The organism is Dysgonomonas sp. GY617 (assembly GCF_015233815.1).
In the GTDB taxonomy this organism is placed as follows: Bacteria; Bacteroidota; Bacteroidia; order Bacteroidales; family Dysgonomonadaceae; genus Dysgonomonas_A.
In genome coordinates, this window is sequence record NZ_JADCLR010000029.1 from 496,683 (window position 1) to 522,273 (window position 25,591).

Annotated in this window: 21 protein-coding genes; 9 read left to right on the forward strand and 12 right to left on the reverse strand. The window is 36.2% G+C overall.

The features are described from left to right. Positions 1-5 precede the first annotated feature (5 nt). The 4 genes from IR022_RS17900 to IR022_RS17915 all read left to right on the forward strand — a co-directional run bounded on the left by IR022_RS17900 (position 6) and on the right by IR022_RS17915 (position 4,289). A complete protein-coding gene (locus IR022_RS17900; protein WP_194204764.1) occupies positions 6-740 on the forward strand; it encodes a cell division protein FtsQ/DivIB in 735 nt (244 codons plus the stop codon). 244 nt (positions 741-984) lie between these two features. After that, positions 985-2,397 carry a cell division protein FtsA gene (ftsA, locus tag IR022_RS17905; RefSeq protein WP_194204765.1) on the forward strand — a complete coding sequence of 471 codons (1,413 nt, stop codon included), beginning with the start codon at positions 985-987 and terminating at the stop codon, positions 2,395-2,397. 120 nt (positions 2,398-2,517) lie between these two features. Then, positions 2,518-3,810, forward strand: coding sequence for a cell division protein FtsZ (ftsZ, locus tag IR022_RS17910; RefSeq protein ID WP_050711315.1), 1,293 nt, complete (start codon positions 2,518-2,520; stop codon positions 3,808-3,810). 29 nt (positions 3,811-3,839) lie between these two features. Further along, positions 3,840-4,289 (forward strand): GatB/YqeY domain-containing protein, encoded by a 450-nt coding sequence (locus IR022_RS17915; RefSeq protein ID WP_050711314.1) that lies wholly within the window; start codon positions 3,840-3,842, stop codon positions 4,287-4,289. A gap of 148 nt (positions 4,290-4,437) precedes the next feature. On the opposite strand, the gene metH is transcribed toward IR022_RS17915, so the two are convergent. The 11 genes from metH to tig all read right to left on the reverse strand — a co-directional run bounded on the left by metH (position 4,438) and on the right by tig (position 20,417). Next, on the reverse strand, positions 4,438-8,130 hold the full coding sequence (gene metH / locus IR022_RS17920; protein WP_194204766.1) for a methionine synthase: 3,693 nt from the start codon (positions 8,128-8,130) through the stop codon (positions 4,438-4,440). 15 nt (positions 8,131-8,145) lie between these two features. After that, complete coding sequence (locus IR022_RS17925; protein ID WP_194204767.1) at positions 8,146-9,552, reverse strand: DUF6056 family protein; 1,407 nt, start codon at positions 9,550-9,552, stop codon at positions 8,146-8,148. Between the two features lie 19 nt (positions 9,553-9,571). Next, positions 9,572-10,951: a DUF6056 family protein gene (locus IR022_RS17930; RefSeq protein WP_194204768.1), complete on the reverse strand. Its 1,380-nt coding sequence runs from the start codon at positions 10,949-10,951 to the stop codon at positions 9,572-9,574. Between the two features lie 6 nt (positions 10,952-10,957). Beyond that, entirely contained in the window at positions 10,958-11,410 is a 453-nt protein-coding gene (gene smpB / locus IR022_RS17935; protein ID WP_050711310.1) for an SsrA-binding protein, read from the reverse strand. 48 nt (positions 11,411-11,458) lie between these two features. Beyond that, positions 11,459-11,896 (reverse strand): hypothetical protein, encoded by a 438-nt coding sequence (locus IR022_RS17940; RefSeq protein WP_050711309.1) that lies wholly within the window; start codon positions 11,894-11,896, stop codon positions 11,459-11,461. Positions 11,897-11,934: 38 nt separating this feature from the next. Continuing rightward, positions 11,935-13,527, reverse strand: a complete 1,593-nt coding sequence (locus tag IR022_RS17945; protein WP_050711308.1) for a S41 family peptidase — start codon at positions 13,525-13,527, stop codon at positions 11,935-11,937. A 180-nt stretch (positions 13,528-13,707) separates the two neighbouring features. Beyond that, a complete protein-coding gene (gene coaD / locus IR022_RS17950; RefSeq protein ID WP_050711307.1) occupies positions 13,708-14,169 on the reverse strand; it encodes a pantetheine-phosphate adenylyltransferase in 462 nt (153 codons plus the stop codon). A 176-nt stretch (positions 14,170-14,345) separates the two neighbouring features. Then, complete coding sequence (gene recQ, locus IR022_RS17955) at positions 14,346-16,532, reverse strand: DNA helicase RecQ (protein WP_050711306.1); 2,187 nt, start codon at positions 16,530-16,532, stop codon at positions 14,346-14,348. 146 nt (positions 16,533-16,678) lie between these two features. Then, complete coding sequence (clpX, locus tag IR022_RS17960; RefSeq protein WP_050711305.1) at positions 16,679-17,923, reverse strand: ATP-dependent Clp protease ATP-binding subunit ClpX; 1,245 nt, start codon at positions 17,921-17,923, stop codon at positions 16,679-16,681. Between the two features lie 134 nt (positions 17,924-18,057). After that, positions 18,058-18,723: an ATP-dependent Clp endopeptidase proteolytic subunit ClpP gene (clpP, locus tag IR022_RS17965; RefSeq protein WP_050711304.1), complete on the reverse strand. Its 666-nt coding sequence runs from the start codon at positions 18,721-18,723 to the stop codon at positions 18,058-18,060. Positions 18,724-19,043: 320 nt separating this feature from the next. After that, complete coding sequence (tig, locus tag IR022_RS17970) at positions 19,044-20,417, reverse strand: trigger factor (protein ID WP_194204769.1); 1,374 nt, start codon at positions 20,415-20,417, stop codon at positions 19,044-19,046. A gap of 373 nt (positions 20,418-20,790) precedes the next feature. Here tig and IR022_RS17975 point away from each other — a divergent pair, with 373 nt between their 5' ends. The 5 genes from IR022_RS17975 (at position 20,791) to IR022_RS17995 (ending at position 24,809) form a co-directional block, all read left to right on the forward strand. Beyond that, the gene (locus IR022_RS17975) at positions 20,791-21,492 is read left to right on the forward strand and encodes a Crp/Fnr family transcriptional regulator (RefSeq protein ID WP_191976374.1); all 702 of its coding nucleotides are present in this window, start codon (positions 20,791-20,793) and stop codon (positions 21,490-21,492) included. Next, positions 21,489-23,003, forward strand: coding sequence for a GH3 auxin-responsive promoter family protein (locus IR022_RS17980; RefSeq protein ID WP_194204770.1), 1,515 nt, complete (start codon positions 21,489-21,491; stop codon positions 23,001-23,003). Before IR022_RS17975 ends, IR022_RS17980 begins: the two co-directional genes overlap by 4 nt. 120 nt (positions 23,004-23,123) lie before the next feature. Further along, on the forward strand, positions 23,124-23,987 hold the full coding sequence (locus IR022_RS17985; protein ID WP_194204771.1) for an outer membrane protein assembly factor BamD: 864 nt from the start codon (positions 23,124-23,126) through the stop codon (positions 23,985-23,987). A gap of 30 nt (positions 23,988-24,017) precedes the next feature. Further along, positions 24,018-24,350 (forward strand): DNA-directed RNA polymerase subunit omega, encoded by a 333-nt coding sequence (locus IR022_RS17990; RefSeq protein ID WP_050711371.1) that lies wholly within the window; start codon positions 24,018-24,020, stop codon positions 24,348-24,350. Next, positions 24,351-24,809, forward strand: coding sequence for a DUF4293 domain-containing protein (locus tag IR022_RS17995; RefSeq protein ID WP_050711372.1), 459 nt, complete (start codon positions 24,351-24,353; stop codon positions 24,807-24,809). It begins immediately after the preceding gene. Positions 24,810-24,938: 129 nt separating this feature from the next. Here IR022_RS17995 and IR022_RS18000 read toward each other — a convergent pair whose 3' ends face one another. Then, positions 24,939-25,583, reverse strand: coding sequence for an MBL fold metallo-hydrolase (locus tag IR022_RS18000; protein ID WP_194204772.1), 645 nt, complete (start codon positions 25,581-25,583; stop codon positions 24,939-24,941). Positions 25,584-25,591: the final 8 nt, after the last annotated feature.

Sequence of the window (25,591 nt, forward strand, 5' to 3'; positions counted from 1 at the left end):
ACTGAATGGTAAAGAAAATATTAGTTATTATCGGATTGTGTTTATTGGGTGGTTACCTGATTTTTGCGGCTTTCTTTTTCGAGAAAAAGCCACAAGATAAGATATGCAACCAATTTGAGATTGTGGTAAACAATGAAGATACTGACCGTTTTATACAGGTGTCTGACCTGGAGAAAGATATAGACTCGCGAGGGTTAAATCCTTATGGAAAGCAGCTAAAAGAAGTTAATACTTTAGCTATACAAGAAGCCTTGTTGTCTAATAAATTGATTAAATCTGCCGAGGTTTTCTTAACTAGCGGAGGTGGTATAAGAGCCGTAATTATTGAGCGAATCCCTATTCTCAGGGTTATGCCATCGGGTGAACAAAGTTACTATATTGATAAAGATGGGGAGAAAATGCCCCTCTCTACTCATAATACAGCGTACCTACCAATTGCAACCGGGGAAATAAAAGATGAGTTTGCAAAGACAGATTTATATAAATTTGCACTATTTTTGTCAAAGAACGAATTTTGGAATGCTCAGATCGAACAAATTGTGGTTCAACCGAAAGACGAAGTTATCTTGATAACCCGAATTGGGAATCACGAAGTACTGATGGGGAAGTTAGAAGATGTTGATGCTAAGCTAGATCGACTGAAAAAATTCTATACCGAAGCTTTACCCGGTACGGGTTGGAACAGGTATACAAAAATAAATTTGAAATACGACAAACAAGTTGTAGGCACAAAGCGTTGAATGTAAGAAATACTACAGATACAAAAAATATTAAAGGCAGAGCCGATAATTATAATAGCTTGTTGTTATTATGTTTATCAAAGCCATAAAAAGCTTTACGAGCTTAAATATTTTTGTGAAAAGAACGTTTAGTATGTATATAAGTAAATAAAAGAGTTTAGAGATCTATCTAAGTAAACAAACTAGAATTGTTTTGCTTGAGGAAATGATATAATGGGTCTTAGACCTTAATAGGAAAGAAGATATGGAACAATCAGGTTTTATTGTCGGTATCGACTTAGGGACTTCGAAAATTGTAGGATTGTTAGGACGGAAAAATGAGCAGGGAGTAATATCTATTCTCGCATCAGAATCTATCCCATCTGATAATTGTGTAAAGCACGGAGTGGTTTACAATATAGATGAAGCAGCAGGAAAAATAAAGAAGTTGGTAAACTTGTTGGAAAACAAGTCGGGTCGTAAAATAGGAAAAATATATGTGTCGGTTGCCGGAAAATCTCTGCGGGCAATAGAATATACTTTAACAAAAGATCTTATAGATGAGTCGGAAGTTTCATTTGCGGTTATAGACCAAATGGAACAACAAGCTCGTCAGAATAAGCCTGATTTTTTGACAAATTATAGTGTTGTTGCACCCGAAATATTTTTGGATGGACATCCCGAGGATGATCCTATTGGTAAAACTGCAACTCTAGTAGAGGGGCGTTATCGCCTTATAGTAGGCCGTCCTAATATCAAGAGCAACCTTATAAAATGTATTACTGAAAAGAATCAGTTAGACATTGCCGGATTTATTGTTGGACCTGTTGCAGCCGGAGCTATTGTTCTGGATGAGACTGATAAGCAAGCAGGCTGTGCTCTTATCGACTTTGGTGCAGGTACAACTACACTATCAATATACAAGGAAGGTCTTCTTCGTTACATGGCAGTGATACCATTTGGAGGTCGCACCATTTCTAAAGATGTAAAAGAATTAGGTTTTATAGACACAGCTGCCGAATCGTATAAAATAAAATACGGTAGAGTAGGCAAGGATAAAAATAAACAAGCCACATCTTCTTCTAATTCAGAAGTTGATGTAAAGGAGATGAATAAAGTAATCCAACTTCGTGAAGAAGAGATTATTTTAAACATCCTTAATCAGATAAAAGAATCGGGTTATGCAGGCAAATTAGATGCCGGTATAATAATAGTGGGAGGTGCTTCTCAATTGACAGGTTTGCCTGAGTTTTTAGAAGAAAAAGCACAGATGCCAGTTAAAAAAGGAGCAGCAAAACGATTGTATATTAACAATGCAGCCGATTTATTGCAAAATCCTGCATATGCTCAATGTTTAGGGCTATTGTTATTTGCAAATGAGAATTGCGAAAAAGTAGAAGCTCCTAAAGTTGATTATATCAACCGTCCACGTCCATTAGATTCAGCACAGAGTGGTAGTTATTCTGAAGCCTCAGAAAGAAATCAGAACTCTTCTGCACATCATGAACAACCATCTGTGGATAATGATGATGACGAAGAATACGAAGACGAAGAGCCGGAATACGAAGAAAGACCAAGAAAAGCGAAAAAGGTGAAAGACAAAAAATCGCCTGGTCTTTTTGATTTCTTCGGTAAAATACAGAACTTAGGTGGAACTATGTTTAAAGATGAAGATTAATTAATCTACAGCTTTTAGTCCTCCAATTTCGAATTAATAGCTAATTAGGGATATTAGACCTACCAAAGCAATATAAGGTCTGCAACCTTACAAACGTGATAAATAAAGAAGATACGCTATATGAATGACGAGATATTAGAATTTCAGTTTCCGCGAAAAACCCAGACTATCATCAAAGTAATTGGTGTAGGTGGTGGTGGTGGAAATGCCGTGAATCATATGTATAATGAGGGAATACATGACGTATCGTTTGCTCTCTGTAATACAGACAATCAGGCATTGCATGAATCTCCCGTTGAAACCCGTGTACAACTTGGTAGACGTACAACCGAAGGTCTAGGAGCAGGTAACCGCCCCGAAGTAGCAAAATCTGCTGCCGAAGAAAGTCGCCAAGACATACAGGAACTTCTGGCTGATGGTACCAAAATGGTATTTATTACGGCAGGTATGGGAGGGGGAACCGGAACCGGTGCAGCTCCTGTTGTAGCCCGTATTGCAAAAGATATGAATATTCTGACCGTTGGTATTGTTACAATACCTTTTGTGTTTGAAGGTCGTAAAAAGATAATCCAAGCCCTTAGAGGTGTTGAAGATATTGCTCAAAATGTAGACGCCTTATTGGTAATCAACAATGAGCGTTTGATAGATATATATTCGGATCTTACGATTCCGAATGCATTTGCCAAAGCTGATGATACTTTAGCTATTGCAGCAAAAGGTATTGCCGAGATTATAACCGTACACGGACATATAAATCTCGACTTTGCCGATGTTAAAACCATTCTTAAAGATGGTGGTGTCGCTATCATGAGTAGTGGCATGGGCGAAGGAGAAAACAGAGTAGAGGAAGCTATCAGAAACGCATTACATTCGCCATTGTTGAATAACAATGATGTATTTAAAGCGAAAAAGATACTATTCAACATTTATGCAGGAGCAGAAACTCCACTTATTGTTGAAGAAATGGAATCTGTATCTGAATTCATGAAACGCTTTGGTCCTGAGATTGAAGTTATCTGGGGTACAGCAACAGAAGAGAGCTTGGGTGGTAAGGTTAAAATTACTTTGCTGGCAACAGGTTTTGGAATGTCGAGCATACCAGGTATTGGAGATCATCTGAGAGAAATGACCGAAGAAGAGCAACGCTTGGAAGAGGAACGTTTCATCAAAGAAGAGGAAGAAAAACGCCGTATCAATACAATGATTGAGCAGCATTACGGGAAAGACGGAGTTAAAACTATGGATGTTAAATCATTCTTTACTCCACGTCCTATTATATTATCGACCGAAGAACTGGATGATGATAAGATAGTTGAAGCATTGGAAAACACTCCTGTATTTAAAAGAGGTGAAGATTTCAATCCGAATGACTATAAGCCCGAAACTAAAAAATCAACAGATTTATTTAACTAAGGTCTGAGACCTTAAAAATACAACCATATATGGACTTGTTTGATAGAGTAAGTGAAGATATTAAAGATGCAATGCGTGCTAAAGATAAGATCAAATTAGAGGCATTACGCGGAGCGAAAAAAGAGTTTATTGAAGCAAAAACAGCTAAAGATAGCGATGGTGAATTATCGGACGAAGTTGCTGTGAAGATTCTTCAAAAAATGGTAAAGCAAAGAAGAGACAGTGCAGATATCTACAAGTCGCAAGATCGTCCCGAACTAGCTGAAAAAGAATTGGAAGAAATAGCTGTACTAGAGCACTATTTACCAAAGCAACTCACAGAACAAGAGCTTGAAGTTAAATTGAAAGAGATTATAGCTTCTGTAGGAGCAACAAGTGCAGCCGATATGGGTAAAGTAATGGGTGCTGCTACAAAACAATTAGCAGGATTAGCTCCCGGAAAAGCTATTTCGGAGACTGTAAAGAAACTATTATCATAAAAGGTCAACAAACCTTTTGATTCTTATCATAAATAAAGAAGCCGATGAAAATAATTTTCATCGGCTTCTTTATTTATGATTGCACCTTTTTGCTTGTACCTAGCAAATGCAGTTTTGCCTTACCAAGGCAATAAAAAGGTTTATGATCTTACATCATATTGGCAGCTAGAAATTTTCTGGTTAGCTCAGCTTTTTCTCCTCGGCGTTCGATATAATTATCAGCTTGCTCTTCTGAAATCTGTCCGATACTGAAATATCTGGATTGTGGATGAGCAAAGATTAGTCCACTCACCGAAGCATTAGGTAGCATAACACCGTTTTCGGTTAGTTCAACACCTATTTCTGTTGATTGTAAAAGATCGGTATTCAATAGGAAGTTGATAGACTGATCGGGTATAGAAGGATAACCTACTGCCGGGCGGATGCCTTGATATTTAAGAGAAAACATCTGATCTATCGTAATATCTTCATCTGGAGCAAATCCCCAAAATTCTTTTCTGATCTTAGCATGAAGGTATTCGGTTGTGGCTTCAGCCAAACGGTCAAGTAATGATTTCAATAGCAATACATTGTACTCATCTCCCTGATGTTCGTATTGACTTAGCAATTCGTTAGAACCTACACCTGCTGTTGCTGTAAATCCTGCTACATAATCTTTTTTGCCACTGTTCTTTGGTAGAACAAAATCACAAAGAGAAAGATATACCCCTTTGTCGTTTTTCTTTTGCTGACGTAACATTGGAAAGCAAATGTCGTTGATATAGATGCATTCATTATCTACGTAAGCTTCATGAATAGCATATACAGCTTTGATGTACTCCGCTTTCGAAAAGATTAGTTGATCTAACATTTTCTTAGCATCACGATACAAACTCATACCCTCTTGAGCCTTTTCTTTCTCTTTCTCGGGAAAAGTGTTCAGCCATTCAATATCGCAACTAGGACAGCCATCTAAATGCTGTACAGTGTGATAACGTGCCGAAAGATTCCAGGAGTGGAAGAAGAACTTCCAATCGATATATGGAAGAATCTCTTCTATCGGAATGTGAGGAATAATATGGCGACCCAAGTTATTAGGAGTAGACGGTGTATAATTTGCCCAATCAATTTTGAATGAATTCTTTATAGCTTCATCAAGTGGAAGAAGTTCCACTTTTTTTGTCTCCATTGAATCTCTCAGATCCTGATACTCGTCTCTTATCTCTTGGATAAAAGATTCTTTAGAGGCAGGATTGATGAGTTTAGCAACAGCTGATGGAGCTTGTGAAGCATCCTTCACATATACTACCGAACCGTTGTTATATTTAGGATCAATTTTTATAGCTGTATGCAGTTTAGAAGTCGTAGCACCTCCAATCATAAGAGGAATTGTAAATCCAGCTTTTTCCATTTCATGAGCAACAATACTCATTTCTTCTAAAGATGGAGTAATAAGTCCGCTAAGACATAATATATCAGGTTGTTCTTCTATTACCTTTTGGATAATTACTTCCGGTGGAACCATTACGCCAAGGTCGATAACTTCATAGTTGTTACAAGCCAGAATGATAGCTACGATATTTTTACCAATATCGTGAACATCGCCTTTCACGGTTGCGATAACAAGTTTACCGGCACTGTTAGAAACCGATTTTGAATCTTTTTGAGCCTCAAGTGTAGGTTCAAGTATAGCTACGGCACGTTTCATTGTACGTGCGGTTTTTACAACCTGTGGTAAAAACATTTTTCCCGATCCGAAGAGATCTCCTACTTTGTTCATCCCTGACATAAGAGGTTTATCGATGATATCTACGGCTTTTGGATACACTCTTAGAGCTTCTTCCAAGTCTTCTTCCATAAAGTCGCTGATACCTTTAATCAGAGCATATTCTAAACGCTGATCTAAGGCATAGCTACGCCATTCTTCTACTCTTTGTTCGGGTTGGTTCGATTTCTCATTCTTGATACGCTCAGCGTAATCAATAAGTTCATCGGTAGCTTCTTCTCTTCTGTTGAAGATAACGTCTTCTATGAGGTTTCTAAGGTCTGTGGGGATGTCGTCGTATATAACTGACTGCCCCGGATTCACAATACCCATATCCATACCTTTTTGGATGGCATAGTAAAGAAATACCGAGTGCATAGCTTCTCGTATATAATCATTCCCGCGGAACGAGAACGAAAGGTTGCTAACACCTCCACTGATTTTAGCATGAGGTAGATTCGCTTTTATCCATTCAATGGTTTTAAGAAAATCAACCGCATAGCCTCTATGTTCTTCAATCCCCGTAGCTATTGCTAAGATGTTGGGGTCGAAGATTATATTCATCGGATTAAATCCGTCATTTACAAGTAACTTATAAGCACGCTCACATATTTCGATACGTCTCTCAAATCTATCAGCTTGTCCTGTTTCATCAAATGCCATAATAATTACGGCTGCTCCGTATTGGTTAACCAAACGTGCTTGACGAAGAAACTCTTCCTCTCCACCTTTCAGCGAGATTGAGTTTACAACAGCTTTACCTTGCAGACATTTAAGACCTGCTTCAAGTACTTCCCATTTAGATGAATCGACCATTACGGGAATACGTGATACATCGGGATCGGACGCTACCAGATTGAGGAAGGTCGTCATTTCTTTGACTCCATCCAATAGACCTTCATCCATGTTTACATCAAGAATCTGAGCGCCATCTTCTACTTGTCTATGGGCAATAGTTAGTGCTTCTTCGTATTTTTCTTCTTTTATAAGTCGAAGAAACTTACGAGAACCGGCTACATTACAACGCTCACCAACATTTATAAAATTAATCTCAGGTTTAGCTTCCAATAATTCTAAACCAGAAAGCCACATATATTTAGGCTTTTCAGCAGGTTTATGAGGAGTTGCTCCTTCAACTAAACTCACGTATTGCGCTATGTGATCGGGGGTAGTACCACAACATCCACCAAGAATATTAACAAGACCTTCGTCTATATATTCTTTGATCTGCTTAGCCATAATTTCGGGAGTCTCATCATATTCTCCAAATTGATTTGGTAAACCTGCATTAGGATATGCCGATACATATGTAGGTGCAAGTCTGCCCAATTCCTTAAGGAAAGGTTTCATGTCGGATGCCCCGAATGAGCAGTTAAGACCTATTGAGAGGAAATCGATATGGCTGACAGATGCAAGAAATGCTCCGGTTGTTTGTCCCGAAAGAGTACGTCCGCCTTTGTCTGATAACGTTACCGAAATCATAATTGGCATCTCTATATTTCGTTCTTTGCGAACTTCTGCTGCTGCAAAAAGAGCTGCTTTAGCATTCAGTGTATCAAATATAGTTTCTATTAAAAGCAGATCAACTCCACCATCAATCAAACCTTCTATTTGCTCTTTGTATACTTGATGCAAATCGTCAAAGGTCACAGCACGATAGATTGGGTTCTCTACCTTAGGACTCATAGATGCAGTCTTGTTAGTAGGGCCTATTGATCCTGCCACAAAGCGAGGCTTATTAGGTGTACGTTTTGTATATTCATCTGCTGCCTTACGAGCAAGACGAGCCGCTGCAATATTCATTTCTTTTACTAAGTCCGACATATTGTAGTCGTCCATAGAAATAGAGTTTGCATTGAACGAGTTGGTCTCTATGATATCTGCTCCTGCTTCTAAGTATTCGCAGTGTATAGCTTCAATTATATCAGGACGGGTAAGACACAATAAATCGTTATTGCCTTTAAGGAGATTCGTAGAGTTTTTGAATCTGTCTCCTCTAAAATCTTCTTCAGTAAGCGTATATCGTTGTATCATGGTACCCATGGCACCATCTAATATAAGTATTCTCTCTTTTAGTATATCTTTAATCTGTAGCATTCTTAGTATTCTTATTTATTTCTCGGACTCTATTTTGAAGGATCTGATTTTGTGATATTTAATATAGAAGTAATTTATCCAGTGTTCACTATCCGATGGAACTTCATCTATCATCGGTAGAGCTGTTTGAGGATTGATTGTTTCTTTAGTAACAAAGTCGAATTCAGCCTTGTTTTGTTGTTGATCTATAATTTGTTCCCTTCTTTTAAATACTTCGTTAAGAGCATATAAGTCTTTAAATCCTTTTTGGTATGTCAGTAAGAAATAGACTGATGCAAAAAAGATTAGAAGTGTCTTTATAACTGAAAGGTATATATGTTCTGTCTTTAGATTGGCATATATAATTCCAATAGCAATAATAAAGAATGTAATGATACCAAACCAAGCCCTAGAAGGAAACTCAGGAGAAGCAATCATTGCCATATCTGCTATAATACCAGCAGCACAGAAGCAGAGCGATAGGTATATGATTCTTATATTTCTTTTTTTGTCGAAATAGATATATGTGACTAGTGCTAGCGAATATATCATGACAAGAGGCAACGCAAATTTGTAAAAATCACCTATGACGGGTAGTAGCCTTGTTAAGTAATATTTTATTTTCGATTGTTGTATGACTTCATTAGTTTGGATGATACCTTCGTATCTTACATAATTACCGGGTGCGGCAGCCATAATGATGAAGCCTATAATTGCTCCTGCCAATCCGGTTATCATCCACATCGGTATTGGATTATGTGTTCTTTTTAAATATATAAGCAATAGGCAGATCATAAATATCATGCCTAAAGCTGTATTTTCGTTAGTCCATCCTGCAATAATACCAGCAAAGAAGAAGATAGTAGTTTTAGAGGCGGAACTTTTATTGCTTTCTTTTATAAATGATTGGCAAAAGAAATATAGAAACGAAATAATAATGAGCGTTCCCCATAAGTAGTTAGCACTACCTGTTATCCAGAGAATTGTTTGAGAAAATGCTGGTTGAAAAAACCAGATTAGGATATTGATAAAAAAGAATAACGTAGGATTAACCTTTCTATCAATATTAGAGATCTTGTATATTACAAAAGTAAATAGAATGTAAGCAACACTATTAAGGAGATCAGTCCAATAACCTCCAAGAAAGAGTAGATATTGGGCTATGATATGCACTACAGTTCTTCCGCCATGCCCAAAATAGTGGCTATACTGCGAATGTAGAATATCGGATATACCACTATTCCTTTGAGTGAAATTTGTTCCTTCTTTAAATACATAACCCCAATCGTCAGCATATAAAGGATATATAATATTTAGCGATAGAATGAGTACGAAAAAGAATAGCAGAAGTATGCTAAAAATAAATTTAGCTGACTTTTCACCAGATAGTGTAGCATCTAGTTTAAGATATTTGCTGATACAGTTTTCGTAATACTCTTTCATTAGTCAATCTTAGATGTGCTTACGGATCGATCCGTTTTATTGAATTTAACTGATAATAGTCGGCGCAAATTGTATTCCGCCAAGATGTTGGATCACCCGAAATATCTTCAAAATCAAATTCGGCAGGCAGTATAATCGGTGATTCTTTTAATATAATATCCTTATTACCTATTTCTTTTTGGTCTTCTATATATAATTCTCTTTGCTGATATCTGTCAGAAAGAGAGGATAACACTTGATACCTTTCTATGTAAGTAAATACGAAGATAGTAGTTCCTGCGATCAATATCAAAATATTTCCGATTTTGAGAGTCAAATTACTCAAACTGATATTGGCATAAAGTATGCATATGGATATGATCATAAAACTTGATAAGCAGAATGTAGCACGAAGTGGAAATATAGGTGAGCCAATCATTGCAAAAGCTGAGACATGAGCCGCAGTAAAAAACAATAATGAGCCAAACCATGCTTTGTAATTCCTGCTATCCTTATTCTGACAAAAGAAGAGGAATGTAAAGCATGCATATATTACAATAAGAATACCTATTGAATTGACATATTTATAAATCCAATATATATTTCGCGCTTTGTACTCTAGTACATCCATGAAGGGTTTATCAGTCAGATTAAACGCTGCATGTGTATCTTTCGATCTGATGAAGTTACCGGGTGCTAACAGCATAATGATGCAACCTATACAAACACCAATAAAGCCATAAGTAGCCCACAGAGGTATCTTGATCTTTCTTATCTTAAAATACAGAAGTATGTTGAATAGGATGAAAATAAGTGCGATGGCGGAATTTTCGTTTGTCCATCCTGCAATAACTCCACAGAGCAAAAACAGAATGTTTCTAAAAACACCTTTGTGCTTTTTTTCGTTCAAATAAAAGCTATAATAGTATGATAGAAATGCAATGATGATTAATGTGCCCCATAAATAATTACTGCTGCCTGTAATCCAAATAACTGTTTGAGGAAATACGGGTGTTAGTAACCAGATCAATAAGTTGATCAGCAAAAATAAAAAGGGATTGGTTGGTCGCCCGTTATTGGCTATTCTGTATATTATAAATGCGAAAAGAATATAAGCTATACTATTGATTATCTCTCTGATAATAGGATTCAATAATAACAAAAGCTGATCGATGAAATGAACCACGTTTCGACCACCCCAATACAGATAATGATTGTACTGTGATACGAATATATCGAGTATGCTTTCAATACGTTTGGGTGGAGTCTCATTGAAAATAAATGAGTACATCCAATCATCTGAATGAATAGGATACAATCGATTTAGTAAAAAAACTAAGATGAAAAAAATAAGAAGAAATAATCCCAGAATAATCTTATTAGTATTATCCCCCGTTATTTTTTTTTTATTGTAATTCATTCCTCTTTATTTTTTCATTATTCTATCCATCATTCTTTTATCATCTTTTTCTTTTAGAGTTTGTCGTTTGTCATATTGCTTTTTACCTCGTGCAATTGCAATATTAAGTTTCGCCAAGCCTCTGTCGTTAAGAAATAGGCGTGTAGGAACAATTGTATAGCCTGTTTCTTTAACAGATCGCTGAATCTTTTTTAGTTCTTTTTTATTGAGTAGAAGTTTGCGGTCTCTACGAGCTACGTGGTTGTTGTATGAACCGTAAAAATATTCGGTAATATTCATGTTTCTTACCCATAGGGCCTCTTTCTCGAATATACAAAAAGTATCAACCAGACTGGCTTTACCTAATCTGATTGATTTAATTTCGGTTCCGGTTAATACTATTCCCGCAGTATAAGTATCGAGTAACTCATAATCGAAAGTTGCTCGTTTATTCTTTATATTTATATTTAATTGTTTCATCGTATAATCTATCTTGGAGTAGCTGTGTGTGAATAAGATGCGAAGAGCTTATTCTTTCAGCAATTTATCTAAAAAGTCGTCAAATTCTTTATCTATACGGCTAAGAAAATCATTCTCGATTCTGATGATAGAATCATCTTCAATAACTAATAGTTCTTCGAGAACCACCAAGTTTTCATCAGCAATGTTAATCGAGAATGGTTTAAACACGTCCAGAGAGTCGAACTTATTATCCATATCGAATTGTTCCACAACCTCTCTTAATTGACGGGCAATAACTTGGTCATCATCTTCTGATGCCCAAGCCTCTACTATAACTTGAGAAAGTAGATTCTCTTCATCATCAAAAACGGATAGGCTACCGCTATCTTTATCGACAACAAGAAATATATCAGTTAAAGAACTGCCTGTATACCCTTCGTTCAAACCATTAATTGCCTCGGTCAGAACTTTCGAAATTTCTTTATACACTTTTCTTGCTGTCATAATCTATTGATGTTTATTCTTTTCTTTCTTGATACTCCTTATTTAAGTAACTTATTGTATTCAGTATCACTATTTATAATTTCAAGACCTTTTTTGAAGATTTCACTCTCGTCATTGATAATCTTGAAGTATGCTTCGGTGTTGAATAGATCTCTCGCAATTAAAGCCTTTATTCTGCGCTTAAACTGTTCTTTAGATCTGAGATATTGATCTTCTTTATATTCGATTTTATCATCGGTTGCCATTTTTATCATTTCTGATAGAAGTTCATCCGATACCTCATATTCTTTTTTGAATTTCTCGATAGTCGGATATTTCTTCAGAAGCTCTTTTCTATTAGCATCCACTGTTTGTAATGACAGTCGGTAAATAATGCCCATTGCATTTATACGTCCGCTATACTCTGTATATTCAGCAGTATCTATTGGCACAAAATAGTCGGGCATAATACCACCGCCACCATATACGGTACGCTCATTTACGAGTGTTTTGTATTTCAAAGAATCAGGGAAATGTATGCTGTCTGCATTCATCATTTCACCTCTGTTGTATCTGTCAATCAAATCTTTATTGTAAGAATCTTGATCTCCATGTGTATATGGTTTCTGAATAGAACGTCCTGTAGGTGTGTAATAACGTGCAACAGTTAAGCGAATCATCGATCCATCGGGTAGGGGAAACTGTCTTTGAACAAGCCCTTTACCAAAGGTGCGTCTACCAACTATTAAACCTCTGTCCCAATCTTGAACTGCTCCTGAAACAATTTCACTTGCCGAAGCCGAACCTTCATCAACCAAAATTACTAATTTTCCTTTTTCGAATAGCCCTTTTTCTGTTGTCGAATCGCTGGTTCTAGCCTGATGAGTTCCTTCCATATAAACAATAAGCTTGTCTTTATCTAAGAATTCATCAGCAAGTTCTGTTGCAGCATTTAAATAGCCTCCGCCATTACCCTCAAGATCCAGAATCAAGTTCTGTAAACCTTGAGATGATAGTTTAGCTAGTGCCTCTTTAAATTCGGCAACGGTTGTTGCTCCAAAGCGGCTCAATCTGATATAGCCTGTTTTATCATCAATCATATAGGCTGCATCCAGACTATAAATAGGAATCTTTGCACGTATTATCTGAAAGCTTATTGGTTTTTGAACACCTCGGCGAAGTACTTTTATATTCACCTTAGTTCCTTTTGGCCCTTTCAGTCGTTTCATTATATCACGTGTATTCATATTAACACCTGCAATAGCGGTATCGTTCACAGCTATAATACGATCGCCAGGAAGTAAGCCTACACGCTCCGAAGGACCATCGGCTATTGTTTCTATCACATACAGCGTGTCGGAGATCATGTTAAATGATATACCTATTCCATCGAAATTGCCTTCCAACGGTTCATTCATATCTGCTACAGTCTCAGCACTTAGATAAGAGGAATGAGGATCGAGTTCCTTTAGTATGGCTACGATAGCATCTTCTGCCAACTTTTCGTCGTCAACAGTATCAACATACATTCTCTCTATTAAAGTCATAGTCGTGGCTAATTTCTTAGTCCCCTGACTCATGGCGTATTGTGCCGAAATTGTATTAACAAAAATAAATGTACAGGTTATTATCAATAACAGTGTCTTTCTCATTCTGTGTTCTCTTTTAAGTAAATAAAAGTATTAAGTGATATGTATTTAGAATTATAACAGGTTGTAGATGTTATAGTTCTAAAGTAATAAAAAGTCTACGACCTTATTTATGCAAAAAAGTCAAGCAAAGGCTCTTACTTGACTCTTTGGATAGTTTTATTTTATTCCAATTCAATTGTCTTAGTCTGTATTAAAATCAATACCATCCGGTACAAATTTGCTAACGTCGTGTTTATAGCGCAAAAGTTCCCGAACAATTGTAGAGCTAATATGAGTTAATTCTGGCTCAGTAAAGAGTACTAATGTTTCGATACCTGAGATATTGCGATTCATGTCGGCTATAGTTTTCTCATATTCGAAATCATTAACAGATCTTATTCCTCGGATAATAAATTTTGCACCTACTTTGTTTGCAAAATCAACAGTCAGAGAATCGTATGAACCTACCGAAACTCGAGGCTCATCCGCATACAACTTTTCTATCATTTGAATTCGTTGCTCCAACGAAAAATAACTCCTTTTACTATCGTTAACTCCAATTGATATAACAATTTCATCAACAACGTTTAATCCTCTTCGAACCAGTGATGCATGACCAATTGTAAATGGGTCGAATGTACCTGGAAAAATAGCTCTCTTCATTTTTTACTGCTGTACTTACTGTTTGTATCATTATTAGGTTCACAAACCTTTTATGACTTAGGGAATTAAATCGTAGATTTTCGCTACAAGATATAACAACAAATAGTTGTATATTATTTAATACCTAGATGAACTTAATTATGAATCAAACAGTAATAATAAGAAGGTCAATGACCTTAATTTGCCATATCGGAAATGAACTTGATTCTTACCAGACGAATTTCTTCTTCGGTAAACATGCCTAGCTCATTAATTGCATCTTCGAGATCATCCGACTCGGCTTCCTGAAAATAGTCAAAGATGTCAGCCATATGGTCTTCGTCTATCACTTCATTCAAGAAATAATCGATATTTATTTTGGTACCCGAATAAACAATAGCTTCAAGCTCAGCCAATAACTCAGGAAATTCTATGCCTTTCGATTCAGCAAGATCATCAAGAGCCACCTTACGGTCTATACTTTGAACTATCGCTACCTTTAATTTCGACTTATTTGCTACTGTTCTAACACGTAAATCTTCAGGGCGTTCAATTTCGTTTTCTTCTACGTGCTTTTTGATGATTTCAACAAACTCAGCACCGTATCTTTTTGCTTTACCTGCTCCTACACCCGGTATGTTTTGTAATTCGTCGATACTTGTAGGATAGATGGTTGCCATCGATTCTAATGAAGGATCTTGGAATATTACATAAGGAGGAACATTCAGCTTTTTAGACATCTTCTTACGAAGGTCTTTCATTATCGAGAATAGTACAGGATCGACAGCCGAACTTCCGCCACCGCCTTTGATAACTACCTCATCGTCACTTTCATCATCAAAATCCTCTTCTTGAGCAATTTTGAATGAAACTGGCTTCTTTAAAAAGTCTTTTCCTTTTTTTGTAACTTTCAGTAAACCGTAGTTTTCAATATCCTTGTCCAGATAACCCGCAATTAACCCCTGTTTTATAACGGCATTCCATGTTTCGTCGTTTGTCTCTTCTCCAGATCCAAATGCTTCCAACTCTTGATGTCCGTAGGTCTCAATCTCAGATGTTTCTTTCCCTCTAAGGAAATTAATCACATACTCGGTCTTAAATTTTTCTTTTAATGCTAACACAGCTTCTATCGCTGTTAATAATAAATCTTGAGCTTCCACTTGTTTTTTAGGGTTTATACAATTGTCACAATTACCACAATTATGTTGATTATATTTTTCTCCGAAATAATGTAATAGAACTATTCTACGACACATCGCTGTTTCAGCATAAGCTGCAGTTTCAAGAAGAAGTTGCTTGCCTATTTCCTGTTCGGCTACAGGTTTTCCTTGCATAAACTTTTCGAGTTTTTGCAAATCTTTATAAGAATAGAATGCAACACATTGCCCTTCGCCTCCATCACGTCCTGCACGTCCGGTCTCTTGGTAATATCCTTCGAGACTTTTGGGCATATCATAATGGATAACATACCTTACATCGGGTTTGTCAATTCCCATCCCAAAAGCAATAGTGGCAACAATTACGTCCACTTTTTCCATTAAGAACGAGTCCTGATTCTCTCCGCGAGTAGAAGCATCTAACCCTGCATGATAAGCAAGTGCATTTATATTATTGGCACGAAGAATTTCTGCGAATTCTTCTACTTTTTTTCTACTTAAACAATATACGATCCCTGATTTTCCAGCCTGAGATTTAATATAGCGGATAATGTCCCGATCTACTTTCTCTGTTTTGGGTCGAACTTCGTAATAAAGGTTTTCCCGATTAAAGGATGATTTGTAGATTTTTGCATCCAACATACCCAGACTCTTCTGGATGTCGTGCTGTACTTTAGGCGTCGCAGTAGCTGTTAATGCTACAAGCGGACGTTGCCCGATTTCCATTATTATGGGTTTGATACGTCTGTACTCGGGTCTGAAATCGTGTCCCCATTCCGATATACAATGCGCTTCATCTATCGCATAAAAAGATACCTTGATATGTCGCAAAAAGTCGATGTTTTCCTCTTTTGTTAAAGATTCGGGAGCTACATATAATAATTTTGTTTTGCCCGATACTACATCAGCTTTTACCAACTCAATGGAAGCTTTATTTAAGGATGAATTCAAAAAGTGAGCTATCCCATCTTCTTCGCTGAAGTTGCGCATGGCATCAACCTGATTTTTCATCAATGCAATCAATGGGGATATAATAATAGCTGTACCCTCCATCAAAATTGCAGGAAGCTGATAGCAAAGGGATTTGCCACCTCCTGTTGGCATCAAAACAAAAGTATCTTTTTCCGCTAAAACATTCTGAATGATAGCCTCCTGGTTACCCTTGAACTTATCAAATCCAAAATGCTTTTTTAGATTTTCGATTAATAAATCTTCTCGTTTTGACATAGTTAATTAAATCGCATAAATGGAATCTCAAAAATAGACATAACCTACACTCGTAATTTTTGAAAATGTAATTATATCTTACGAAGATAGCTTCTTAAGTGAAAAATACAATAGAAAAAGATTTTTTTTTAATAGAAAAATGAGAATTATTCATAAGAATTTTTCAGCCTGTCCAGATTCGAGCTTTCCAACTGTTGCACTGCGTAGTCTTTTGTAATATGCAGGCTCTTTTCTTCGCTTGAAGGGATGGTAAACATGGCATCCATCATCACTGTTTCTACTATCGAACGAAGCCCTCTGGCTCCCAATTTGTATTCAATGGCTTTATCTACTATATATTCATAAACATCCTCATCGAAGGTTAGTTCAACACCATCCATTGTAAATAATTTCAGATATTGCTTGATGATTGAGTTTTTAGGCTCTGTTAAAATTCTTCTCAAAGCAGAATGATCTAATGCATTCAGGTAAGTAAGAATAGGCAGACGACCTATAATCTCGGGGATTAATCCAAAAGATTTTAAATCCTGAGGAGTTATATATTTCAACAGTTCTTTTCTGTCGATATCAGCATTTTTCAGAGCCGAAGAATATCCAACTACACGAGTATTCAGACGTTGTGCTATCTTACGCTCAATGCCATCAAAAGCACCTCCGCAAACAAAAAGTATATTTTTGGTGTTTACGGCAATCATTTTTTGGTCAGGGTGTTTACGGCCTCCCTGAGGTGGTACATTCACGATAGAACCTTCCAGTAATTTTAATAAACCTTGTTGTACACCTTCGCCGCTTACATCGCGAGTGATAGAAGGGTTGTCTCCTTTACGGGCAATTTTATCTATTTCATCAATAAATACAATACCACGCTCAGCAGCAGCCACATCATAGTCAGCAGCTTGTAAAAGACGAGTCAAAATACTTTCGATATCTTCACCTACGTATCCCGCTTCTGTTAATACAGTTGCATCAACAATTGCGAATGGTACATGTAATAATTTTGCGATGGTACGTGCCAGCATTGTTTTACCCGTTCCGGTAGGTCCTACCATGATAATATTAGATTTTTCGATCTCAATATCATCTTCGCCTACTTCCTGCAACAATCTTTTGTAGTGATTGTATACCGAAACCGACAGGTAACGCTTAGCATCATCTTGTCCAATAATGTATTGATCCAAGAATTCTTTTATTTGTTTTGGATTTGGCAGCGTCTTTCTGTCAAGTGAATCTCCAAAGCCTTTGTCTGATTTTAAAGAATCTTTTACTATAAGATATGCCTGATCGATGCATTTGTCGCATATATGTGCCGATATCCCAGAGATTAATAAATTAACCTCGCTATCAGGTCGTCCACAGAAACTACAAGAATCGTTTGTTCCTTTTTTAGCCATATTTTTTATTTGAGGTCACAGACCTGTTTTTGAAATGTATTTATTATCTATTGCCTATGTCTACAAACGAATAATTGACTGCCTATAAATTATAAGCAGCCAATTATTAAGTCATTCACAATGATATGTATGCATTATTTTGTTCGAACTAATATTTCGTCAATCATACCATAGTCTTTAGCTTCAGTAGAATTCATCCAATAGTCACGATCCGAATCCTGAGCAACTTTTTCGATAGTTTGTCCAGAATGATCTGCTATAATAGCATATAATTCTTGTTTAACTTTAGCAATCTCACGAGCAGTGATCTCAATATCAGAAGCTTGTCCTTGTGCACCACCTAAAGGTTGGTGTATCATGGTACGTGAGTGCTTCAAGCCAAAACGTTTGCCTTTTTGTCCTGCAACCAATAGTACTGCTGCCATAGAAGCTGCCATGCCTGTACAGATTGTAGATACATCGCTGCTGATAAATTGCATGGTGTCATATATTCCATATCCGGCATATACTGATCCTCCCGGTGAATTGATATAGATAGAAATATCTTTACCCGAATCGGCAGAATCTAAATAAAGTAATTGTGCCTGAATAACATTGGCAGTATAATCGTCAATACCAGTACCAAGGAAAATGATACGATCCATCATTAATCGTGAGAACACGTCCATTTGTGCAACATTAAGTTGACGTTCTTCAATGATGGTTGGTGAAATATAGCTGCTGGTTATATCCATGTATTGATCGAGAGCCAATCCGTTCAAACCAATATGTTTGGTTGCGTATTTTCTAAAATCATTCATAGTTGTTTATATCTTTAATTATTAATTCACTTAGGAGACTGCAAATTTTATGCCTAACTTTTAATGTTGTAAGTTACAGTAACTATTTTGTATGTTATTTGAATTATAACTTAATAACCTGTTGAAGCTATAAACAGGTCTTAGACCTTGTTGTGCAGCGAACAAAAAAGAGACCTTTGCCATTGGAGCTTAGTCTAAAACAAAGTTATAAATAATTATTGGAAACCAACAAATAAAAACTTTGTCTTTCTTAAGATTAGAGGCAAAGGTCTCTTCGTATAGACCTTATTTTTTTATTGCAATATTATGAATATGGGTCTTTATTCAGCGTCAGCTTCTCCTTCGAAGAATTTTTTGAATTCGTCAAGACTCATTTCTGTTTCTTCTACTCCAACGATAGATTTAAGACATACAACGATTTTTTCTTCCATTGCTTTGTCAACCAAGTTGCGAGAAGTTTCTTTGTTCTTAAGCATTTCGTTTGCATAGTTTGCAAGAACATCATCAGGCATACCCATCATTCCGTATTGAGCAAATTGTACACGAGCAGCTTGTAGAGCTACGGCACGAACATCAGCTTCTTCGATCTTAAGATCGTTTTCTTTCACTAATTGTTCTTTAATCAAATGGAATTTCAAATCGTTGATGATTTGAGGATAATCAGCTTCAAGAGATTCTGCAGTTCTGTCAGTACCTGTTGCCATTAACCATCTTTTAAGGAATGCATCAGGGAATTCAAGATTACCTGCTTTTTCTTCAAGTAATACACGTGCATCCAATAAGAATTTGTAGTCGCTATCTGGAGCTAATTGTGTTTGAAGAGTTTCTTTTACTTTAGCGATAAAATCAGCCTCAGTTGTAACAGTTCCTTCTCCAAATACTTTATCGAATAATGCTTGATCTAAATCAGCCTCTTTGTAACGAGTAATTTCGTTTACAGTGAATGAAAATTCAGCAGCGATAGATTCTACTGCATCTTTTTCGATATGTAAGAACGAAGCTATTTCAGTTTCGTTTCCTTCGTAAGCTTTACCTGGGTTGAAAACGATAGTTGCACCTTTCTTTACATCTGCAAATTTAGCTTGCTCTTCTTCGTCTTTCATATAAGAAGGCATCAAAACAGCTCCTTCTACGCGGATACCACCGTCTTTAGGTTTTCCACCTTCTAGTTCTACTACTTCACCTTTAAGAAGGTCAGTTGGTTTAGCACCTTCTTCAACAGTTTCGTATTTACCGTAGTTTGCTTTGTAAGAAGCGATTTGTTTGTCAACTAAATCTTGTTCTACAGCTATTTTGTAATAAGTGATTTTGTCTTTTTTGCTCAAAGCCAATTTTACTTCAGGAGCAAGAGCAATATCAAAGAAAAACTCGAAATCTTCTTCTTTAGAAAAATCAACAGGTTGTTGTTTTTCTTCGTTAGGAAGAGGTTCACCTAATATATTAAGTTTGTTTTCTTGTATGTAATTGTAGATTCCTTCACCAACCAATTTATTTACTTCTTCGGCAAGGATCGATTTTCCGTGCATTTTTTTAACCATACCTACTGGTACAGTTCCCGGACGGAATCCCGGTACATTCGCCTTTTTGCGAAAAGTTTTGATAGCCTCATCGACTTTTCCTTGATAATCAGCTTTCTTTACGTCTACCTTAAGTATAGCATTTACGCTATCTACGTTTATAAGAGATGTATCCATCTTTCGCTTGTATTTTATATATTGTTATGTAATTAATTCGGTCGATCTACTAAATCCAGCTATATTGCTTCAGACTCAGAATAAAGATAAATTTTTTAGTGGCACAAAAATAGTTTATATTATTCCAATATTCAAATTTATTTCTCATTTTCATTTTAGTTATGACCAATTCCCGTGTTAATATGATTAATTTGTTGAATATTAAATTATTGTTGATGTTATTTGGCCTTCGATTTTAAGAGCGAATATATTATTGTAATTTTTATATCATTTTTTTATCACCTCGAAAACTCAGATAATGAATAAATAATATTTATATTTGCTCCTATATTCGGTATCTTATATATCAGATACCTAGTAAAAATGGCGTTATATGATAAAAGATAAGGGAGATGTAATCAGCTTTGAAGCTAGCATCCCTGACATGTGGGCTCTTCTGGAGGATAGTGAACGTGAACTTGTAAAAGATGCAGCGAAGATTCTTCACCTCAAAAAAAATGAAATCATTTATTGCGAAGAAGAGGTCCCCAAAGATTTAATGTGTCTCTTAAAAGGGAAAGTTAAAATCTTTAAGAACGGGGTTGGTGGACGTAGCCAGATTATCCGAATGATACGCCCTGTCCAGAATTTTGGATACCGGGCTTACTTTGCTAAAGAACCTTATGTGACAAATGCTTCGGCTTTCGAAGCTTCTATGGTTTGTCTTATTCCTATGGTACTTATAGAGCAGTTGGTTATGTCAAATACCAGACTGGCAATGTATTTTATTACAGAATTATCTACCGATCTCGGTATTGCCGACGAACGGGTGGTAAGTCTTACTCAGAAGCATATTCGCGGGAGACTTGCTGAATCATTAGTTTTCTTACTCGAAAATTATGGTTTGGAAGAAGACGGTGCTACTATTAGTATCTACCTATCGAGAGAAGATTTAGCAAACCTGTCAAATATGACTACTTCAAACGCTATCCGAACATTATCTACATTTGTAGATGAACATATTATTGCTTTGGATGGACGTAAAATTAAAATAATGGACGAAGATAGACTGCGAAAAATTAGTAAAATAGGATGATCTCTTCTTTAGTACATAAATATTTAGATTTTAAGTACAGAGAGGTTGAGCAGTTTATAAATAACCCAATTCTTACACAAGAAAAAATACTTAACTATCTTATCAAATCTGGAACCAATACTTATATTGGATCCCAGTATGATTTTGCGTCTATTAAAAATAAGGACGATTTTAGAAAATCGGTTCCTGTTTTTCATTACGAAGATTTGAAACCCTATCTCGAAAAGATTCTGATAGATAAGCAGCAAAACGTGTTGTGGAATAAACCTGTGAAATGGTTCGCCATGTCATCGGGAACTACAAACGATAAGAGCAAATATATTCCTGTAACTCAAGAATCTCTGACACAAGGTCATTACAAATGTGGACAACAGATGCTTGCATTGTATGCGCATAGTAATCCTCAAGCTAAATTTTTCTTAGGAAAGACTCTTGTATTAGGAGGTAGTAAACAGGTTAATAATATAGGAGATGGTGTTTTTACCGGAGATATTTCGGCAATACTAATTAAGAATTTAAAATTCTGGGCAAAGTATAGCAGGACTCCCGAAAGAATATCTCTTATCCCCGATTGGGAAACCAAATTACAGGAACTTACTGATTATGCTATAAGAAAAGATGTGAGAGCCTTTATGGGTGTTCCTTCTTGGCTGTTGGTTCTACTGAAAAAAATTACAGTGGATACAGGTCGAGAGTTGACCGACTTATGGCCTAATCTGGAAGTGTTTTTTCATGGAGGAGTAAGTTTCACCCCTTTCGAAGATCAATATAGGAAGTTGATAAACAAAGATTCGATGGTTTATTGGGAAACCTATAATGCATCCGAAGGATTTTTTGGCTCACAATATTTGGGCGATTCAAAAGATATGCTTTTGATGCTCGATAATAATATATATTACGAGTTTGTTCCCATGAGTGAGTGGGATTCTAATAATCCAACGACTCTGACGCTTGAAGAAGTTGAAATAGGTCAGAACTATGCTGTATTGATCACTACAAATGGAGGTCTTTGGCGGTATATGATTGGAGATACTATCGAATTTACATCTACAACACCTTATCTATTCAAAATAACAGGTCGTACCAAGCACTTTATTAATGCTTTTGGCGAAGAAGTTATCATTGATAATGCGCAGAGTGCTTTGAGTGAGGCGTGTGCAGTAACGGGTGCTCATATTGTTGAATATACGGCTGCTCCTATTTATTTTGGAGACAATTCGGCAGGAGCTCACGAGTGGTTAATCGAATTCGATGTAGAACCCGCGGATATTCATTTATTTAGAGTAACTTTGGATAATGCTTTGAAGAAGGTAAATTCGGATTATGAGGCAAAAAGATCCCATAATTTATCGCTCCAAGATCCGGTAATTCGTGTTTTACCTAAAGACAGTTTCTATAATTGGCTAAAATATAAAGGAAAAGCAGGCGGACAGAATAAAGTACCTCGGTTATCGAATAATAGAGATTATGTAGATAAAATGTTGATATTCTTGAATATGAGTGGCGTTTAGAGTTGTTTCGAAAGAAAGCCTAAAAAGGTAAGTATCTCAAAATAACTTAAAAAAAAAACTTTATTTTCAAAATCTAAAAGCTTTACTTAAATTTGTGACTCAAAATCTCATTCTGAAATAATGAAAATAAGAATTCTCTTAGTATTTGTACTTACTCTGTTGGTGGCTACTTCGTGTGGCGAATACAACAAAATACTTAAAAGCACCGATTATGAATTGAAGTACACTTATGCAAAGAAGTATTTTGATGAGAAGAAGTACGGTAGAGCATCCACTTTGTTGGAGGAGTTAGTTCCTATTTTTAAAGGAACGTCTCATGCCGAAGAATCATTATTTTTGTTAGCTCAGAGTTTTTTCTACGATAAAGATTATACCACAGCAACCCAATATTTCAAGGCTTATTATACAACTTATCCTAAGGGTGAGTTTACCGAATTGGCTAGATTTAATGCCGCTTATGGTTTGTATTTAGATATTCCCGATGTAAGACTCGATCAGACTAATACATACAAGTCGATGCAGGAGTTTCAAACATTCTTAGAAATATACCCGCAAAGTGATAAAATACAGTTAGTGCAAGACTATTTATTCGAGATGCAAGAAAAATTGGCATTAAAAGAACTTATGGCATGCCGTTTGTATTTCAATTTAGGTAATTACATGGGTAACAATTACGAATCGTGTGTAGTTACTGCACGTGAAGCTCTAAAAACGTATCCATATTCACAATACAGAGAAGAATTTCAGATTCTTATTTTAAGATCTCGTCATGAGGTAGCATCTAAGAGTATTGTAGAGCGTACAGCCGAACGTTACAGGGATGTTATTGATGAGCATTATAATTATTTGAATATGTTTCCAGAAGGGAAATATAAAAGAGAGGCTGATAGATATTATCGACGAGCTGTCAGAGCTCTTGATCTTAAGATCGAAGGTATGACAGATGAAGAACTAGAAAACGAAAATAAATTAGAAAGAAAATAAACATCACATTCATTATAGCGAATTAAAGTTATGGATTACAAGAAGACCAATGCACCAAGCAATACAATCACCAGAGATATGATGACCTTGTCTGCAGATACTGGAAATGTCTACGAAACAGTAAGAATTATTGGTAAGAGAGCAAATCAGATAGCTGTAGAAATGAAACAGGATCTGGATAGAAAACTTCAAGAGTTTGCTTCTTATAGCGATAATTTGGAAGAGGTTTTCGAAAACCGTGAGCAAATCGAAATTTCTAGATATTACGAAAAATTGCCTAAAGCTGCTTTAATTGCTGCTCAGGAATATACTGAAGGTAAAGTATATTATAGAAATCCAAATAAGGATAAAGATAATTTCTAAATGATACAACGTATACAATCCGTATATCTACTAATTGCAGCCATTCTTATGGCTGTAACTGTATGTAGTCCTCTGGCTGTGCTGATTGGTACACCCGATAGTTTCTATCTTTTCAAGAGTATGGGTATTTTCGAAGATGCAATAGCTCTTTCTTATCCGACATGGGCTGTAGCAGCTCTTTCGGTAGTGAGTGCTTTATTGAGCTTCGTGGCTATATTCTTGTTTAAGAAACGAAAAGTACAAATAAAGATGTGTTATGTTTCGATAGCATGTATCATTCTTTTTTATGCAGCATTTGCATATTACTTGTATGCAGGGCAGATAGTATTGAGCGCAGAGTTTACAAAAGTAGAGTATGGGCTGGCATTTCCTGCAATATCATTGATATTGACAGTGCTGGCATTATCGAAAATCAAGGCTGATGAGAAACTTATTCAGTCATTGAATAGGATCAGATAAGTACGATATCTAGCCTCATAAGAGGTTGTACATAATAAAGAAAGAGATTACCCCTAGGTAATCTCTTTCTTTATTATAATTATACCTTACCTTAAACGGTATAGGTGAGTTTATTAAAAGGGCTAGGAATTATCTACCAGCAAAAAAAGGATTGCTTCTCATTTCTTCAGCAATGGAAGTTTTAGTACCATGACCAGGATAAACAACCGTTTCGGCAGGTAATGTGAATAGTTTCTGGCGTATAGCTTCCAGAAGTTGATCTTGATTACCTTTAGCTAAATCGGTACGTCCGATGCTGCCTCTAAATAATGCATCGCCTACAATAACACAATTACCTTCAGCACTATAAAAGGCAACACTGCCGGGTGAATGTCCCGGAACTTCCAGAATCAATAGTTTTTGATTACCGAATTCAATTGTATCATTTTCCTTTATGTATGTACCTATTTCTGGAGCGTCTTCGCCATCCTTAAATCCAAACATTTTCATTTGAGCAGGCATGCCCTCTAGTAAGAACTGATCGGCCTGATGTGCTTTTGTTTTCAAATCGAACTGATCTAGAATAAACTTATTACCAAATACATGGTCAAAATGTAAATGCGTATTTAAGAGGTGTTTTACAACTAGATTATTATCTAAGATAAAATCGAGAAGTTCCTGTTTTTCATCAGGATAGAAGCAACCTGCATCGATGATAACACATTCGTTTGTTTCGTCATACAAAACATAAGTATTTTCTGCTATAGGGTTAAATTCGAAAGTCTTGATATTCATAGAACTGA

Excerpts from the sequence above, each read along its gene's own strand:
- IR022_RS17900 (WP_194204764.1), top strand. The coding sequence starts at position 6 with ATGGTAAAGAAAATATTAGTTATTATCGGATTGTGTTTATTGGGTGGT.
- ftsA (WP_194204765.1), top strand. The coding sequence starts at position 985 with ATGGAACAATCAGGTTTTATTGTCGGTATCGACTTAGGGACTTCGAAA.
- ftsZ (WP_050711315.1), top strand. The coding sequence starts at position 2,518 with ATGAATGACGAGATATTAGAATTTCAGTTTCCGCGAAAAACCCAGACT.
- IR022_RS17915 (WP_050711314.1), top strand. The coding sequence starts at position 3,840 with ATGGACTTGTTTGATAGAGTAAGTGAAGATATTAAAGATGCAATGCGT.
- metH (WP_194204766.1), bottom strand. The coding sequence starts at position 8,130 with ATGCTACAGATTAAAGATATACTAAAAGAGAGAATACTTATATTAGAT.
- IR022_RS17925 (WP_194204767.1), bottom strand. The coding sequence starts at position 9,552 with ATGAAAGAGTATTACGAAAACTGTATCAGCAAATATCTTAAACTAGAT.
- IR022_RS17930 (WP_194204768.1), bottom strand. The coding sequence starts at position 10,951 with ATGAATTACAATAAAAAAAAAATAACGGGGGATAATACTAATAAGATT.
- smpB (WP_050711310.1), bottom strand. The coding sequence starts at position 11,410 with ATGAAACAATTAAATATAAATATAAAGAATAAACGAGCAACTTTCGAT.
- IR022_RS17940 (WP_050711309.1), bottom strand. The coding sequence starts at position 11,896 with ATGACAGCAAGAAAAGTGTATAAAGAAATTTCGAAAGTTCTGACCGAG.
- IR022_RS17945 (WP_050711308.1), bottom strand. The coding sequence starts at position 13,527 with ATGAGAAAGACACTGTTATTGATAATAACCTGTACATTTATTTTTGTT.
- coaD (WP_050711307.1), bottom strand. The coding sequence starts at position 14,169 with ATGAAGAGAGCTATTTTTCCAGGTACATTCGACCCATTTACAATTGGT.
- recQ (WP_050711306.1), bottom strand. The coding sequence starts at position 16,532 with ATGTCAAAACGAGAAGATTTATTAATCGAAAATCTAAAAAAGCATTTT.
- clpX (WP_050711305.1), bottom strand. The coding sequence starts at position 17,923 with ATGGCTAAAAAAGGAACAAACGATTCTTGTAGTTTCTGTGGACGACCT.
- clpP (WP_050711304.1), bottom strand. The coding sequence starts at position 18,723 with ATGAATGATTTTAGAAAATACGCAACCAAACATATTGGTTTGAACGGA.
- tig (WP_194204769.1), bottom strand. The coding sequence starts at position 20,417 with ATGGATACATCTCTTATAAACGTAGATAGCGTAAATGCTATACTTAAG.
- IR022_RS17975 (WP_191976374.1), top strand. The coding sequence starts at position 20,791 with ATGATAAAAGATAAGGGAGATGTAATCAGCTTTGAAGCTAGCATCCCT.
- IR022_RS17980 (WP_194204770.1), top strand. The coding sequence starts at position 21,489 with ATGATCTCTTCTTTAGTACATAAATATTTAGATTTTAAGTACAGAGAG.
- IR022_RS17985 (WP_194204771.1), top strand. The coding sequence starts at position 23,124 with ATGAAAATAAGAATTCTCTTAGTATTTGTACTTACTCTGTTGGTGGCT.
- IR022_RS17990 (WP_050711371.1), top strand. The coding sequence starts at position 24,018 with ATGGATTACAAGAAGACCAATGCACCAAGCAATACAATCACCAGAGAT.
- IR022_RS17995 (WP_050711372.1), top strand. The coding sequence starts at position 24,351 with ATGATACAACGTATACAATCCGTATATCTACTAATTGCAGCCATTCTT.
- IR022_RS18000 (WP_194204772.1), bottom strand. The coding sequence starts at position 25,583 with ATGAATATCAAGACTTTCGAATTTAACCCTATAGCAGAAAATACTTAT.